The 15,868-nt window shown below is 69.8% G+C and carries 14 protein-coding genes; 6 read left to right on the forward strand and 8 right to left on the reverse strand.

What is annotated here, in order from left to right; all coding sequences use genetic code 11:
* Positions 1–69: 69 nt before the first annotated feature.
* From recO to NOD94_RS12380, 3 genes are read left to right on the forward strand one after another with little or no spacing between them, the layout of a single operon-like run.
* Positions 70–816 (forward strand): DNA repair protein RecO, encoded by a 747-nt coding sequence (gene recO, locus NOD94_RS12370; RefSeq protein ID WP_281205904.1) that lies wholly within the window; start codon positions 70–72, stop codon positions 814–816.
* An 11-nt stretch (positions 817–827) separates the two neighbouring features.
* Positions 828–1,649: an isoprenyl transferase gene (locus NOD94_RS12375; RefSeq protein WP_281205905.1), complete on the forward strand. Its 822-nt coding sequence runs from the start codon at positions 828–830 to the stop codon at positions 1,647–1,649.
* 23 nt (positions 1,650–1,672) lie between these two features.
* Positions 1,673–2,221: a YcxB family protein gene (locus NOD94_RS12380; RefSeq protein ID WP_281205906.1), complete on the forward strand. Its 549-nt coding sequence runs from the start codon at positions 1,673–1,675 to the stop codon at positions 2,219–2,221.
* Positions 2,222–2,242: 21 nt separating this feature from the next.
* Here NOD94_RS12380 and NOD94_RS12385 read toward each other — a convergent pair whose 3' ends face one another.
* Genes NOD94_RS12385 through NOD94_RS12400 form a run of 4 tightly spaced genes read right to left on the reverse strand, consistent with a single transcriptional unit; the run spans position 2,243 to position 5,420 of the window.
* Complete coding sequence (locus NOD94_RS12385) at positions 2,243–2,671, reverse strand: transcriptional repressor (protein ID WP_150519707.1); 429 nt, start codon at positions 2,669–2,671, stop codon at positions 2,243–2,245.
* 51 nt (positions 2,672–2,722) lie between these two features.
* Positions 2,723–3,589, reverse strand: coding sequence for a metal ABC transporter permease (locus tag NOD94_RS12390; RefSeq protein ID WP_281205907.1), 867 nt, complete (start codon positions 3,587–3,589; stop codon positions 2,723–2,725).
* Positions 3,589–4,380: a metal ABC transporter ATP-binding protein gene (locus tag NOD94_RS12395; RefSeq protein WP_281205908.1), complete on the reverse strand. Its 792-nt coding sequence runs from the start codon at positions 4,378–4,380 to the stop codon at positions 3,589–3,591. Before NOD94_RS12395 ends, NOD94_RS12390 begins: the two co-directional genes overlap by 1 nt.
* A 29-nt stretch (positions 4,381–4,409) precedes the next feature.
* On the reverse strand, positions 4,410–5,420 hold the full coding sequence (locus tag NOD94_RS12400; protein ID WP_281205909.1) for a metal ABC transporter substrate-binding protein: 1,011 nt from the start codon (positions 5,418–5,420) through the stop codon (positions 4,410–4,412).
* Between the two features lie 155 nt (positions 5,421–5,575).
* Here NOD94_RS12400 and NOD94_RS12405 point away from each other — a divergent pair, with 155 nt between their 5' ends.
* Positions 5,576–6,958 carry a glycine--tRNA ligase gene (locus NOD94_RS12405; RefSeq protein WP_281205910.1) on the forward strand — a complete coding sequence of 461 codons (1,383 nt, stop codon included), beginning with the start codon at positions 5,576–5,578 and terminating at the stop codon, positions 6,956–6,958.
* Positions 6,959–7,050: 92 nt separating this feature from the next.
* Here NOD94_RS12405 and NOD94_RS12410 read toward each other — a convergent pair whose 3' ends face one another.
* From NOD94_RS12410 to NOD94_RS12425, 4 genes are all read right to left on the reverse strand, one after another.
* Positions 7,051–7,809: a VC0807 family protein gene (locus tag NOD94_RS12410; RefSeq protein ID WP_281205911.1), complete on the reverse strand. Its 759-nt coding sequence runs from the start codon at positions 7,807–7,809 to the stop codon at positions 7,051–7,053.
* Positions 7,810–8,030: 221 nt separating this feature from the next.
* Entirely contained in the window at positions 8,031–8,624 is a 594-nt protein-coding gene (locus tag NOD94_RS12415) for a TetR family transcriptional regulator (RefSeq protein WP_281205912.1), read from the reverse strand.
* A gap of 21 nt (positions 8,625–8,645) precedes the next feature.
* Positions 8,646–9,722: an aldo/keto reductase gene (locus NOD94_RS12420; protein ID WP_281205913.1), complete on the reverse strand. Its 1,077-nt coding sequence runs from the start codon at positions 9,720–9,722 to the stop codon at positions 8,646–8,648.
* Positions 9,723–9,817: 95 nt separating this feature from the next.
* Positions 9,818–11,272 (reverse strand): MFS transporter, encoded by a 1,455-nt coding sequence (locus NOD94_RS12425; RefSeq protein ID WP_281205914.1) that lies wholly within the window; start codon positions 11,270–11,272, stop codon positions 9,818–9,820.
* A 34-nt stretch (positions 11,273–11,306) separates the two neighbouring features.
* Here NOD94_RS12425 and dusB point away from each other — a divergent pair, with 34 nt between their 5' ends.
* Together dusB and ppdK are read left to right on the forward strand one after the other, a co-directional pair.
* On the forward strand, positions 11,307–12,467 hold the full coding sequence (gene dusB / locus NOD94_RS12430) for a tRNA dihydrouridine synthase DusB (RefSeq protein ID WP_281205915.1): 1,161 nt from the start codon (positions 11,307–11,309) through the stop codon (positions 12,465–12,467).
* Positions 12,468–12,833: 366 nt separating this feature from the next.
* The gene (ppdK, locus tag NOD94_RS12435; protein ID WP_281205916.1) at positions 12,834–15,554 is read left to right on the forward strand and encodes a pyruvate, phosphate dikinase; all 2,721 of its coding nucleotides are present in this window, start codon (positions 12,834–12,836) and stop codon (positions 15,552–15,554) included.
* Positions 15,555–15,868 lie beyond the last annotated feature (314 nt).

Genomic DNA, 15,868 nt, shown 5'->3' on the forward strand with positions numbered 1-15,868 from the left:
CGGGCGAGGGGTCCGCGCCGTCCGCGCAGGCGTTCCCGTACGGGTTCCCGCACGGGCGACAATGGGCGCATGAGTCTGTTCCGCGACGACGGCATCGTGCTGCGCACCCAGAAGCTGGGTGAGGCGGACCGCATCATCACGCTGCTCACCCGCGGCCACGGCCGCGTCCGCGCCGTCGCCCGCGGCGTGCGGCGCACCAAATCCAAGTTCGGCGCCCGGCTGGAACCCTTCTCCCACGCCGACGTCCAGTTCTTCTCCCGCGGCAACGACCTCATCGGCCGCAGCCTGCCGCTGTGCACCCAGACCGAGATCATCGCCCCCTACGGCAACGGCATCGTCACCGACTACGCCCGCTACACCGCCGGCACCGCGATGCTGGAAACCGCCGAGCGCTTCGCCGAGAACGAGGGCGAGCCCGCCGTACAGCAGTACCTGCTGCTCGTCGGAGCCCTGCGCACCCTCTCCCGCGGCGAACACGAACCCCACCTGATCCTCGACGCCTTCCTGCTGCGCTCCCTCGCCGTCAACGGCTACGCGCCCAGCTTCGACGACTGCGCGAAGTGCGGCATCCACGGCCCCAACCGGCACTTCTCCGTCGCCGCGGGCGGGGTGATATGCGGGGACTGCCGCGTCCCCGGGTCCGTCGTACCCTCGTCGGAGGCCATCGCTCTGCTCAGCGCCCTGCTGACGGGCGACTGGCGTCACGCGGACGCCTGCGAGGCGCGTCACGTGCGGGAGGGCAGCGGGCTGGTCTCGGCCTATTTGCACTGGCATCTGGAGCGCGGGCTACGCTCCCTGCGATACGTCGAGAAATAGGAGCTGGGCACATGGCACGACGCGGGATTCTGGGACGCTCTCGCCGCGAGTACAAGGTTCCCGAGCCGCACCCGTCCGGTGCGCGCCCCCCGAAGATCCCCGGCGAGCTGGTCCCGAACCACGTCGCCATCGTGATGGACGGCAACGGCCGCTGGGCCAAGGAGCGCGGGCTCCCGCGCACCGAGGGCCACAAGGTCGGCGAGGGCGTCGTCCTCGACGTCCTCAAGGGCTGCCTGGAGATGGGCGTCAAGAACCTGTCCCTGTACGCCTTCTCGACGGAGAACTGGAAGCGCTCGCCCGACGAGGTCCGCTTCCTCATGAACTTCAACCGCGACGTGATCCGCCGCCGCCGTGACGAGATGAACGAGCTCGGCATCCGCATCCGCTGGGTCGGCCGCATGCCGAAGATGTGGAAGTCGGTCGTCCAGGAGCTCCAGGTCGCCCAGGAGCAGACCGTCGACAACGACGCGATGACCCTGTACTTCTGCGTGAACTACGGCGGCCGAGCCGAGATCGCCGACGCCGCGCAGGCCATCGCCCGCGACGTCGCCTCGGGCCGGCTCGACCCGTCGAAGGTCAACGAGAAGACCTTCGCGAAGTACATCTACTACCCGGACATGCCGGACGTGGACCTCTTCCTGCGCCCCAGCGGAGAGCAGCGCACCTCGAACTACCTGCTCTGGCAGAGCGCGTACGCCGAGATGGTCTTCCAGGACGTGCTGTGGCCGGACTTCGACCGCCGCAACCTGTGGGCGGCGTGCCTGGAGTACGCCCAGCGCGACCGGCGCTTCGGCGGCGCCGTCCCGAACCAGGCCGAGGGTCCGACCGGCTGACCCCACCGGTACGCTCTGCCGCCATGGACACGACTGATCAGGCGGTGGGGCTGTACTACGGCACGGCGCGCTCCGACGTGCGCCAGGTCCAGCGCTGGTGCCTGCGCGAGCGCCCCCGGGACCGCCGGGGGCTGCCGTCGCGGCTGCTCTCGGTGCCGGTGCTCGTCGTGGCGCTCGTCTGGCTCACCAACGGGGGCCGGGTGCCGCAGCCGGCCGTCACCGTCGCTGCGGGGCTCGTCATGGGCCTGCTGTGGTGCCTGACCGACCTGGCGCTGCGCTGCCGCCGCTGGTACGCCTGGGCGGCGGAGTACCCGGAGTACCACTGCGTGGTCTCGGAGTCGGGAATGTCCAATTACCGTCCCGACGGGACGGTGGTCGATTACGGGTGGGCGCGGTACAGCGGCTGGAGCGAGACCCGACACCTGTTCGTCGTGGTCTTCACGACGGGCGACGTGGGCTGGCTGCCCAAAAGGGCGGCGACGACCCCGCAGGACATCGACCGGATCCGATCGATCTTCGACCGGAACCTGACCCGTGTCGGGCGCGTCGGCCGCTTCGGGCGGGCCGGCTAGGCCGTCCGTTCCCGTGTCGGATCAGCCGGCGGCCGCGCAGTCCGCGCAGGTGCCGAAGATCTCGACGGTGTGGGCCACGTTGACGTAACCGTGTTCGGCGGCGATGGACTCGGCCCACTTCTCCACGGCCGGGCCCTCCACCTCGACGGCCTTGCCGCACTTGCGGCAGACCAGGTGGTGGTGATGGTCACCGGTGGAGCAGCGCCGGTACACGGACTCTCCGTCGCTGGTCCGCAGGACGTCGACCTCGCCCGCGTCGGCGAGGGACTGGAGCGTGCGGTAGACGGTGGTCAGGCCCACGGAGTCCCCGCGGTGCTTGAGCATGTCGTGCAGCTCCTGGGCGCTGCGGAACTCGTCCACCTCGTCCAGCGCCGCCGCGACGGCGGCCCGCTGCCGGGTGGACCGTCCTCGTACTGGCGCGGTATTCGTCTCGCCAGGCGCAGTCGCCACCGGTTCCTCCTCGTTTCGGCCTGCCGCCATTGTGCCAGGCGGCCGCCCACCCTAGACCTTGACGTCGTCGCGCGTGCAGACCTCTTCCCCGCCCGCCCGGGCCGCTTTCGCCCGGCGCCTGGCCAGCGGCGCCGAAACCGCCGTCATGATGACGAAGACGGCGATGGCGAGCAGCACGATCGCCGCGCCGGAGGGGGCGTCGAGGTAGTACGTCGTGGTCACGCCGGTCAGCGAGACCAGCACGCCGATCGCCATGGCCAGCGACAGGGTCGCGGTGAACCCGCGGGTGACCCGCTGGGCCGCCGCGACGGGGATCACCATCATGGCGCTGACCAGCAGCAGGCCCACGATCCGCATCGCGACGGTGACGGTGAGGGCGGCGGTGACGGCCATCAGGAGGTTCAGCGCGCGCACCGGCAGGCCGGTGACCCGCGCGAACTCCTCGTCCTGGCTGATCGCGAACAGCTGGCGGCGCAGGCCGACGGTGACGGCGAGCACGAACACCGCGAGGACCGCCGCGGCCGTGACGTCCTCCGGCGCGACGGAGGTGATGCCGCCGAAGAGGTAGCTGCTCAGACTGGCGGTGGACCCGCCGGCCACGTTGATGATCATGACGCCGCCGGCCAGGCCGCCGTAGAAGAGCATGGCGAGCGCGATGTCGCCGCTGGTCCTGCCGCGGGAGCGGATCAGCTCCATGCCGACCGCGCCGACGACGGCGACGATGCTGGCCATCCACACCGGGTTGGTGTTGAGCAGGAACCCGAGCGCGACACCGGTCATCGCCACGTGCCCGATGCCGTCGCCCATGACGGCCTGTCGGCGCTGCACGAGGTACGTGCCGATCGCGGGCGCCGTCAGGCCCACCAGTACGGCCGCGAGCAGCGCACGCTGCATGAAGGCGTAGTTCAGGAGGTCCATCAGCTCAGCAGTCCCGTCCGCAGGGGCTCGGCGTCGTGCGCCGCGTGGGGGTGTACGTGGTCGTGGCCGGGCAGCGCGTGCTGGCCGACGGCCTCCGGCGGCGGCCCGTCGTGGACGACGCAGCCGTCGCGCAGCACGACGGCCCGGTCGATCAGCGGCTCCAGCGCGCCCAGCTCGTGCAGGACCAGCAGGACGGTGGAACCGGTGGAGACCTGCTCGCGCAGGGCGTTCGCGAGGACCTCCTGGTTGGCGAGGTCGACGCCCGCCATCGGCTCGTCCATGATCAGCAGCTCGGGTTCGACGGCCAGGGCCCGGGCGATGAGCACGCGCTGGTGCTGGCCACCGGACAGGGCGTTCACCGAGGCGTCGCCGTACGCCTCCATGTCGACGAGGGCCAGGGCGCGGGTCACGGCGTCCTTGTCGGCCCTGCGCAGGATCCCGAAACGGGAGCGGGCCAGCCGGCCGGAGGAGACGACCTCGCGGACGGTGGCCGGGACGCCGCTGGCGGCGGTGGTGCGCTGCGGCACGTAGCCGATCCGCGACCACTGCCGGAAGCGCTGGAACTCGGTGCCGAAGAGGGACAGCGTTCCGTCGGTCAACGGGACCTGGCCGACCACGGCGCGCACGGCCGTGGACTTGCCGGAGCCGTTGGCGCCGAGGAGCGCGACGACCTCGCCGCGGTGGACGGTGAGGTCGACGCCGCGCAGTACGGGGCGCGAGCCGAGCGAGGCCGTGGCCCCGCGCAGGGATATGACGGGCTGGTCCTCTGCCGTGCGGGGCGTGGACTGCATGGCTCGCACCTCCGTGACTGCTGGTGTCATTACTTGGCTCCGAGTGCCTTCTGGAGGTTCTTCAGGTTGGACCGCATGACCTCGAAGTAGTCAGCGCCCTGGGACTTGTCGGTGATTCCCTCCAGCGGGTCGAGGACGTCGGTGGTCAGCCCCGTGTCCTTGGCGAGGGTCTTGGCCGTCTTGTCGCTGGCCAGCGCCTCGAAGAACACCGTGGTGACGTTGTCCTTCTTGGCCAGGGCCTGGAGGTCCTTCATGCGGGCCGGGCTGGGCTCTGCCTCGGGGTCGACGCCGGAGATGCCCTCCTGGTCGAGGTCGTAGCGCTCGGCGAGGTAGCCGAAGGCGGAGTGGGTGGTGATGAACGTCCTGGTGGCCGTGTTCCTCAGGCCGTCCTCGAACTCGGTGTCCAGGGCCTGCAGTTTGCCGACGAGCTGGGAGGTGTTCTTCCGGTAGTCCGCGGCGTGGGCGGGGTCGGCCTTCTCCAGTGCGGCGCCGAAGCCGGTGGCTATCTCCGCGTACTTGGTGGGGTCGAGCCAGACGTGCGGGTCCTCGCCGGCCTCGCCGTGGTCGTGGCCGTCGCCCTTGGAGTGGCCGCCGGCGTGCTCGTCGCCGTCGGCGTGCTCGTGGCCCTCCTCGCCGTGGCCCGGCTTGCCGTGCGCCTCCAGCTTGGTGAGGGCGGTGGCGTCGACGGCGTGCTCCAGGCCGGAGTGGGCGACGGCCTGGCCGACGGCCTTGTCGACGGCGGGCTGGAGGGTGCGGAGGTAGAGCACGACGTCGGCCTCGGCCAGCTGCGCGGTCTGCTTCGGCGTGATCTCCAGGTCGTGCGGTTCGACACCCGGCTTGGTCAGGGTGTCGACCTTCACGTGGTCCCCGCCGATCTCCTCGGCTATGAACTGCATGGGGTAGAACGACGCCAGCACGCTGACCTTGCCGTCCTTGTTCCCGGCCGCGTCGGCGGCTCCGGAGCACGCGGTGAGGGCCGTGGCCGCGAGGGCGACGGCACCGGCGAGGGCGGCGCTGGGTATGAGGCGTCGTACGTTCATGACATCCATTTTCATCAAAGATGGAAACGATTGTCAAAAACCCAGGTGAGGGGCCCGGGCGGTATGCGTAGAAGGGGATCCCGATTTGAAGAGGGGGGTGTGGGCGCCGGTAACCTGAAGCCTTCGCCGTTCGTCCTCGTAATGAAGAGAGCACCGTGGCCGCCGACAAGATCGAAACCATCGTCAGCCTGAGCAAGCGCCGTGGCTTCGTTTTCCCGTGCAGTGAGATCTACGGCGGCTCCAAGGCCGCCTGGGACTACGGCCCGCTCGGTGTCGAGCTCAAGGAGAACATCAAGCGTCAGTGGTGGAAGGCCATGGTCACCGGACGTGAGGACATCGTCGGTATCGACTCCTCCGTGATCCTGGCCCCCGAGGTCTGGGTGGCTTCCGGTCACGTCGCGACCTTCTCGGACCCGCTGACCGAGTGCACCTCCTGTCACAAGCGTCACCGCGCGGACCACCTTGAAGAGGCGTACGAGGCCAAGCACGGCCGCGTGCCCGCCAATGGTCTTGCCGACATCAACTGCCCCAACTGCGGTGTGAAGGGCCAGTTCACCGAGCCGAAGCAGTTCTCCGGCATGCTGGAGACCCACCTCGGCCCGACCCAGGACACCGGCTCGAAGGCGTACCTGCGGCCCGAGACCGCTCAGGGCATCTTCACCAACTTCGCCCAGGTGCAGACCACTTCGCGCAAGAAGCCCCCCTTCGGCATCGCGCAGATGGGCAAGTCCTTCCGCAACGAGATCACGCCCGGCAACTTCATCTTCCGCACGCGCGAGTTCGAGCAGATGGAGATGGAGTTCTTCGTCAAGCCGGGCGAGGACGAGCAGTGGCAGGAGTACTGGATGCAGGAGCGGTGGAACTGGTACCGCGACCTCGGCATCCGCGAGGAGAACATCCGCTGGTACGACCACCCGAAGGAGAAGCTCTCCCACTACTCGAAGCGCACCGCCGACATCGAGTACCGCTTCAACTTCGGTGGCAACGAGTTCTCCGAGCTCGAAGGCGTCGCCAACCGCACCGACTTCGACCTCAAGGCCCACTCGGCGGCCTCGGGCCAGGACCTCGTCTACTTCGACCAGGAGACGAAGGAGAAGTACACCCCGTACGTCATCGAGCCGGCGGCCGGTGTCAACCGCGCCATGCTCGCCTTCATGCTCGACGCGTTCAACGAGGACGAGGCCCCGAACGCCAAGGGCGTCATGGAGAAGCGCACCGTGATGCGCTTCGACCCGCGCCTGGCCCCGATCAAGGTCGCCGTGCTGCCGCTGTCCCGCAACGCGCAGCTGTCGCCGAAGGCCAAGGGCCTCGCCGCCGACCTGCGCAAGTTCTGGAACATCGAGTTCGACGACGCGGGCGCCATCGGCCGCCGCTACCGTCGCCAGGACGAGATCGGTACGCCGTTCTGCGTCACCGTCGACTTCGACACCCTGGACGACAACGCGGTGACCGTGCGCGAGCGCGACACCATGAAGCAGGAGCGCGTCTCCCTGGACCAGATCCAGAGCTACCTGGGCAGCCGTCTGCTCGGTTGCTAGTGGCATCCCGGGCCCTCTTCGAAGCGGCCTGAAACGACCGGTGGCCCGGTGCGCGATCCGCGCGCCGGGCCACCGTCGTCCCGCCTCACGCCCTACGCGGGCGCGCCGCCGCGACCGGCCTCGGCCGGCTCGCTCCGCCCCTCGGGCACGGCCTCGGCCTCGGCCCGCGCCTTCGCCTCGGCCTGGAGGCGCTCGCCCTCGGCCTGGGAGCGCTTGCCGTAGAGGGCCGTCCAGACGCCGAGGGCGGCCAGGACGGCGTAGACCATGATCGGACTGACGACCACCATGGTCCTGGTGTTCACGCTGTACGACAGCACGACCCGCACCAGCGCCTCGATCACGTAGGCCACGCCCCAGACCAGGGTCATGCGGCGCATCGTGGTGCGGAAGCCCTCGTACTGCCACAGGCCGTTCCACCAGGCGGTGCTCTCGGGCGTGCCGTCGGTGGCGAACTTGCGGCCGAAGTAGAACATCAACGGGCGCTTGGCGAGCAGGGTGGCCAGACAGAGCACGCCGAACAGCCCCGTCACGGCTGAGTCCTTGATCAGCAGGGTCCTGGCCGAGTGGTCCCCGACGAGTCCCACCACGGCGGTGATGACCAGGAACACCATGGTGACCACGGCGAACTCGTCGACCTTGCGGCGCCAGGCCACGTGGATCACGGTGTCGAGGACGGGCCAGGCGCCGCTCAGCAGCAGGGCCGGGAACTCCTCCCAACCCCGGCTGCCGGTCAGGACGTTGTAGGTGATGATCGGCGCGACCACGTTGAGCCCGATGGTCAGGAGCCAACCGAGTGCGGTGGCGACGCCCGATCGGGCGGGTGCGGCGGGTCGAGCGACCTGGGTGGACATGCTTCCCCCTGGTGTGCCTCGTGCGTGCGGTCCAGGGGACCGTAGGCAGCAAGATGGCATGGACAAGCCATCGAGTGCCCAAAATGATCGTCAAGACACCCGGGCCATCGAATTCCGGGCATCGCGGCGAACGGGTCCGCCTCGAACCGAGGGGCGGGGGGAGCGCGGGAGCGCGCAGGAGCCGGGAAGGCCGCACCCCGGCCGGACCCCGGCGCCGGAACTCAGGCGCGCAGGCCCCGGATCACGAGCGCGGTGACCGCCTCGAACTCGGTGAGGATCGACGGCGAGAGCCAGTCCGCCGCGTACTGGGGATCGTGGAACCGTCCGGTGGCGTGGAAGACCGCGCGGGCGGCGGCCCGGACGTCGGGCGCTGACAGGGTCCCGTCCTCGACGCCCTCGGCGATGATCCCGGCCAGCTGGTCGATCAGCTCGGTGAGGTGCGCGTCGACCGTGCCGCTGTTCTCGGCGAGCAGCACCGTGTAGGTGGCGAACAGCTCGGGGTCGTCACCGGCCTTGTGGCGCTTGGCCTCGAAGAGGGCCTCCAGCCACGTCTCCAGCTTGGAGGGGGCCGGCTCGGCCGGAGCCGAGGCGATCTTCTCCAGCATCACGACGCTCTTGGCGAGCCACCGGTCGGTGACCGCCTCGCGCAGAGCCGCCTTCGAGGGGAAGTGCCGGTAGACGCTGCCGTGGCTGACTCCCAGGGCGCGCGCCACGTCCACCACGGTCGCCTTGGTGGGGCCGAAGCGGCGCAGCACTTCCTCGGTGGTTTCGAGGATGCGCTCGGGGGTCAGGGGCTCGGCGGCAGCGGGAGGCATGAGTACGACCGTACAGCCGCTTCAGTGCTCGCTGTCGAGGTGGGCCATCTGCGCCGCCGGGTAGCGCTCGCCCACCGCGGCACCGGCCGGTACGGCCTCCTCGACAGCCGCCAGGTCGGCTGCGGTCAGTTCCACCCGCATGGCACCGAGTGCCTCGGTGAGCCGGTCCCGGCGCCGGGCACCGACCAGCGGAACGATGTCCTCGCCGCGCGCGAGCACCCAGGCGATGGCGATCTGGGCGACGCTCACACCCTTCTCCTCGGCGACCTTGCGCAGGGCCTCGACCAGGTCGAGGTTGCGGTCCAGGTTGCCGCCCTGGAAGCGGGGGCTCATGCCCCGGAAGTCGCCCGGGGCCAGTTCCCGCTCCCGCGAGAAGTGACCGCTGATCAGCCCTCGGGACAGCACCCCGTACGCCGTGACGCCGATCCCGAGCTCGCGGGCCGTGGGCAGGATCTCCGCCTCGATGTTCCGGGAGATCAGCGAGTACTCGATCTGGAGGTCCGATATGGGGGCGACGGCGGCGGCCCGCCGCAAGGTGTCGGCGCCGACCTCGGAGAGGCCGATGTGCCGGACGTGCCCGGCCTGGACGGCCTCGGCGATGGCCCCGACCGTCTCCTCGATCGGCACGTCCGGGTCCACGCGGGCGATCCGGTAGACGTCGACGTGGTCCCGGCCGAGCCGCTGCAGCGAGTAGGCCAGGAAGTTGCGGACGGCGTCCGGCCGGCCGTCGTACCCGGCGAAGCCGCCCTCGACCGTCCGCAGGGCGCCGAACTTCACGCTGGTCAGGGCCCGCTCGCGGGCCGCCGCGGGGGCGGTGCGCAGGGCCTCGTTGATGAGCAGTTCGTTGTGGCCCATCCCGTAGAAGTCGCCGGTGTCGAGGAGGGCGTTCGTGCCCTCGGGGACGGCCTCGAGGAAGGCGTGGAGGGTGGCGATGGACTCGCTCCGGTCGGCCTCGCCGTACAGGGCGGACATGCCCATGCAGCCCAGGCCGAGCGGGAAGACGGAGGGGCCGCTCGCGCCGAGCGTGCGCCGGGCGTTCCCGGCGTCCTGTGCGTCGCCGGTGTCCTGGGCGTCGTTGGTGTTCTGGTTCGTGGTCATGCAACGAGAATGGCATGACGGGTGACAGATTTCAATATCTGTCACCCGTCAGTGCGATGGGGCGCCTCGCGGTGGGGAGGGGCCGGCGGCGGAGCCTACGAACGCGGGGCCCCGACCGGGGCGGAGCCCTGCCCGGGCGGGTCCGGCTCCAGCGCCGCGGCGGTGCGCAGGGCGGTCTCGCGCGCCCAGCGGCCGTTGGTGGCGGCGCCGACCAGCAGGACGAGCAGCCCGCAGACGGTGATGATCCAGTAGGCGGGTTTGGCGGCCGCCGTGAACTCCCCGCCGCCCGCCGTCCCGGCAGCCAGCACGGCGCCGATCACGGCGACCCCCAGCGTCCCGCCGGTCTGCCGACTGGTGGCGGCCACGGCCGCCGCGACCCCGGCCTGGGAACGCGGCATCCCGGACACGGCCGTATTGGTGATCGGGGCGTTGACCATGCCGAAGCCCAGGCCGAAGAGCATGAACCCGGCGAACATCAGGGGTGTGGAGGTCTCCGCCGAGAAGGCCGCGAACAGGAGCCCGCTCGCCCCCATCGCCCCGCCCGCGATCAGCAGCGGCAGCCGGGGACCCCGACTGCCGGTCAGCCGTCCCGACAGGGGCGCGAAGAGCAGGGTCAGCCCGGCCATCGGCACCATGTAGAGCCCGGCGTGCAGGGCGCTGAGCCCCCGTACGTCCTGGAGGTACAGGGTGTTCAGGAAGAGGAACCCGGACAGCGCGGCGAAGGCGCTGACGGCGCACACGGTCGCCCCGCTGAAGGGAGCGCTGCGGAAGAACCGCAGGTCGATCAGCGGCTCCTCGCGCCGGGGCTCGTACAGCAGCAGCCCCACCAGCGAGGCGACGGCCACGAGGCCGCACCCCAGGATCAGGGGGGAGCCCAGGCCGGCGGCCGGGGCCTCGATGATCCCGTACGTCAGCGAGCCCAGCAGGCCCATGATCAGCAGCTGTCCGACCGGGTCCGGCCGGCGCGCGTGCGGGGCCCGGGAGTCGGGGACGTGCCGCAGGGTCAGCCAGAGGGCCACGAGTCCGATCGGCAGGTTCACCCAGAAGATGGACCGCCAGCCCACCGAGTCCACCAGCACGCCGCCGATCACGGGACCCGCCGCCATGGAGAGACCGGCGACCGCCCCCCAGATGCCGATGGCACGGGCCCGTTCGGCCGGATCGGTGAAGGTGTTGGTGATGATCGAGATGGCGACGGGGTTGAGCATCGCCGCACCGACGGCCTGGACCATCCGGAAGGTGATGAGCCAGCCCAGCCCGGGGGCGAGGGAGCACAGCAGGGAGCCCAGGGTGAAGAGGATCAGACCGGTGACGAAGACCTTGCGGCGGCCGATCCGGTCGGCGGTGGAGCCCGCGAGCATCAGCAGCGAGGCCATGACGAGGGTGTAGGCGTCGATGGTCCACTGCATGCCCGCGACCGAGGCGCCCAGATCCTGGCGCATCGAGGGCAGCGCCACGTTGAGGACGGTGTTGTCGAGGCTGACGATGAGCAGGCTGATGCAGCAGATCGCCAGGACGAGCGTGCGTTGCCGTTGACTCGGCTCGATCATGGGGCCGATCGTACGTCCGCACCTCCGACCCGGCATGCGGGACAATGGGCGGATGACCACGCTTCCCCAGCCCCTCGCGATCGGCCCGCACACCGTGCAGCCCCCGGTGGTGCTCGCGCCGATGGCCGGGATCACCAATGCCCCCTTCCGCACGCTCTGCCGCGAGTTCTCGGGCGGCAAGGGGCTGTTCGTGAGCGAAATGATCACGACCCGCGCCCTGGTCGAGCGCAACGACAAGACCATGCAGATGATCCACTTCGACGCGACCGAGAAGCCCCGCTCGATCCAGCTGTACGGGGTGGACCCGGCGACCGTCGGCAAGGCCGTCCGGATGATCGTCGACGAGGACCGCGCCGACCACATCGACCTCAACTTCGGGTGCCCCGTCCCCAAGGTCACCCGCAAGGGCGGCGGCTCGGCGCTCCCGTACAAGCGGAACCTGCTGCGCGCCATCCTGCGCGAGGCCGTCGCGGGCGCCGGGGACCTGCCGGTCACCATGAAGATGCGCAAGGGCATCAACGACGAGCACCTCACCTACCTCGACGCGGGTCGGATCGCCGTCGAGGAGGGCGTCACCGCCATAGCCCTGCACGGCCGGACCACGGCCCAGCACTACGGCGGCACCGCGGACTGGGAGGCCATCGCGCGCCTCAAGGAGCACGTGCCGGAGATCCCGGTCCTCGGCAACGGCGACATCTGGTGCGCCGAGGACGCGCTGCGCATGGTTCGCGAGACCGGCTGCGACGGCGTCGTGGTCGGGCGCGGCTGCCTGGGCCGGCCGTGGCTCTTCAACGACCTGGTCGCGGCCTTCGAGGGCCGCCCCGAGGACTTCCACAAGCCCACCCTGCGCGAGGTCGCGGTCACCATGCACCGGCACGCCGAGCTGCTGGGGGAGTGGATCGGTGACGAGGCGCGCGGGGTGATCGACTTCCGTAAGCACGTGGCCTGGTACCTGAAGGGCTTCGCCGTCGGATCGGAGATGCGCCAGAAGCTGGCGGTCACCTCCTCCCTGGCGGAACTGGACGCTCATTTGAGCGAGCTGGATCTGGATCAGTCGTGGCCCGAGAGTGCGGACGGCCCGCGGGGTCGGACGTCCGGAAACAACCGAGTTGTCCTGCCTGAGGGCTGGCTGAAGGATCCGTACGACTGCGCGGGTGTGAGCGAGGACGCGGAGCTGGACACTTCCGGAGGCTGACAAATCGCCCTCCGTGTCGCGTGATATACGCCACGCATGGGAGAGGTTTCGCTCAGATGAGCAAAAAGGTCACGGGTAAGACTTTCAAAGGGTGGCACTGGGTGCCACACTTTGTGTGTTCAGGACTTGAACGCAAATGTATCGATGATCGCTCATCCGAGCGTGATCAGGCCTCTGTGGGCCCCTCCGCCTTCGGAAGATGAACGCTCTTCGTACCTTCCGATTACCCGTGAGTTACTTTCGATCTGCTGGCGCACGGGTGGTTACAGCCGTATGACGACCAAGTGGACGTACCCATAAGCCTTCGATCTGGGTATGTTCCTGGCCGTCAGGGCAGCCACCCGAGTCCTCGAGGAGTCGAGACCCGTGTCGGAAAACAAAGATCAGAAGTTCGTCTACGACTTCACCGAGGGAAACCGGGACCTCAAGGACCTTCTCGGCGGCAAGGGAGCCAACCTCGCCGAGATGACCAACCTGGGTCTCCCCGTTCCTCCCGGCTTCACCATCACCACCGAGGCCTGCAAGGTCTACCTCGAAAGCGGCGAGGCCCCGGCCGAGCTGCGCGACGAGGTCAGCGCACACCTTGCCGCCCTCGAAGCGCAGATGGGCAAGAAGCTCGGCCAGTCGGACGACCCGCTGCTGGTCTCCGTGCGGTCCGGCGCCAAGTTCTCGATGCCCGGCATGATGGACACCGTCCTCAACATCGGCCTCTCCGACGAGTCCGTCGTCGGCCTCGCCGCGCAGTCCGGTGACGAGCGCTTCGCGTGGGACTCCTACCGCCGCCTCATCCAGATGTTCGGCAAGACCGTCCTCGGCGTCGAGGGCGAGCTCTTCGAGGACGCCCTCGACGAGGCCAAGGCCGCCAAGAAGGTCACCGTCGACACCGACCTCGACGCCGCCGACCTGAAGAAGCTGGTCAAGCACTTCAAGAAGATCGTCGCGAAGGAGGCCGGCCGCGAGTTCCCGCAGGACGCCCGCGCGCAGATGGACCTCGCCGTCGAGGCCGTCTTCAACTCGTGGAACACCGACCGCGCCAAGCTCTACCGTCGCCAGGAGCGCATCCCGAGCGACCTGGGCACCGCCGTCAACATCTGTTCCATGGTGTTCGGCAACCTCGGCCCCGACTCGGGCACCGGCGTCGCCTTCACCCGCGACCCCGCCAGCGGTCACGCGGGCGTCTACGGCGACTACCTCCAGAACGCCCAGGGCGAGGACGTCGTCGCGGGCATCCGCAACACCGTGCCGCTCGCGGACCTGGAGGGCATCGACAAGACCTCCTACGACCAGCTCATGACGATCATGACGACGCTGGAGACCCACTACAAGGACCTCTGCGACATCGAGTTCACCATCGAGCGCGGTCAGCTGTGGATGCTCCAGACCCGTGTCGGCAAGCGCACCGCCGGCGCCGCCTTCCGCATCGCCACGCAGCTCGTCGACCAGGGCCTGATCGACGAGGCCGAGGCCCTCCAGCGCGTCAACGGCCACCAGCTCGCGCAGCTGATGTTCCCGCGCTTCGACGACACCGCCCACGGCAGTGAGGGGCCCACGCTGCTGGGCCGCGGCATCGCCGCCTCCCCGGGCGCGGCGGTCGGCAAGGCCGTCTTCGACTCGTACACGGCCGTCAAGTGGTCGCGCTCCGGCGAGAAGGTCATCCTGATCCGCCGCGAGACCAACCCGGACGACCTCGACGGCATGATCGCCTCCGAGGGCATCCTGACCTCGCGCGGCGGCAAGACCTCGCACGCCGCCGTCGTCGCCCGCGGCATGGGCAAGACCTGCGTCTGCGGCGCCGAGGAGCTCGACGTCGACACCAAGCGCCGCCGCATGACGGTCGGCGAGACCGTCATCGAAGAGGGCGACGTCGTCTCCATCGACGGCTCCACCGGCAAGGTCTACCTCGGTGAGGTACCCGTCGTACCCTCCCCGGTCGTCGAGTACTTCGAGGGCCGCATGCACGCCGGCGCCGACGACGCCGACGAGCTCGTCGCCGCCGTGCACCGGATCATGGCGTACGCGGACCGCGTCCGCCGCCTGCGGGTGCGCGCCAACGCAGACAACGCCGAGGACGCGCTGCGCGCCCGCCGCTTCGGCGCCCAGGGCATCGGCCTGTGCCGCACCGAGCACATGTTCCTCGGCGAGCGCCGTGAACTGGTGGAGCGACTGATCCTCGCCGACACCGACGGTGAGCGCGAAGAGGCACTCAGTGCCCTGCTGCCGCTGCAGAAGAAGGACTTCGTCGAGCTGTTCGAGGCGATGGACGGCCTGCCCGTCACCGTCCGCCTCCTGGACCCGCCGCTGCACGAGTTCCTGCCCGACATCACCGAGCTGTCGGTCCGCGTCGCCCTCGCCGAGTCCCGCAAGGACGCCAACGAGAACGACCTGCGCCTGCTCCAGGCCGTGCACAAGCTGCACGAGCAGAACCCGATGCTGGGTCTGCGCGGCGTCCGTCTCGGCCTGGTCATCCCGGGTCTGTTCAAGATGCAGGTCCGGGCGATCGCCGAGGCCGCGGCCGAGCGCAAGAACGCCAAGGGCGACCCGCGCGCCGAGATCATGGTCCCGCTCGTCGGCACCGTCCAGGAGCTGGAGATCGTCCGCGACGAGGCCGACCAGGTCATCGCCGAGGTCGAGGCCGCCACCGGCACCAGCCTCAAGCTGAGCATCGGCACCATGATCGAGCTGCCGCGCGCCGCGCTGACCGCCGGCCAGATCGCCGAGGCCGCGCAGTTCTTCTCCTTCGGCACGAACGACCTGACCCAGACGGTGTGGGGCTTCTCCCGCGACGACGTCGAGGCCAGCTTCTTCACCGCGTACCTGGAGAAGGGCATCTTCGGGGTCTCGCCCTTCGAGACCATCGACAAGGACGGCGTGGGCGCCCTCGTGCGCAGCGCGGTCGTGGCCGGCCGGGCCACCCGCCCCGACCTCAAGCTCGGTGTCTGCGGCGAGCACGGCGGCGACCCCGAGTCGGTGCACTTCTTCCACGAGGTCGGCCTCGACTACGTCTCCTGCTCGCCCTTCCGGATCCCGGTGGCGCGCCTGGAGGCGGGCCGCGCGGCCGCCGAGTCGAAGGGCTCCGACAGCCGCTGACCGCCGAACGTCAACGGCCTCCTGACCGCGCCCGCCCCGGGTTCCCTGACTGCCCGGGGCGGGCGTCGACGTCTTTTCGTAGGGCCCGTTCCGCAAAGTATTCAACAAAGTTTTACGGCGTCAGGCACGTCGGCGCTTCCCTGTGCGACCGACCGCCAGGCCCCGCAAAGCCCCCCACGGCCTTCACGGAGCGTTTCGGTCGCACCGGAGTGTGCCTGGCGGACTACAGGATTTCGCTTGTCACGCCCCTGCCGAAAGGGGTTTCAACTGTGGCCGAAAGGGCGTGGTGACCACGTGTGACGGCATGCATACTC

Source organism: Streptomyces sp. Isolate_45 (assembly GCF_024721315.2).
Classification (GTDB): Bacteria; Actinomycetota; Actinomycetes; order Streptomycetales; family Streptomycetaceae; genus Streptomyces.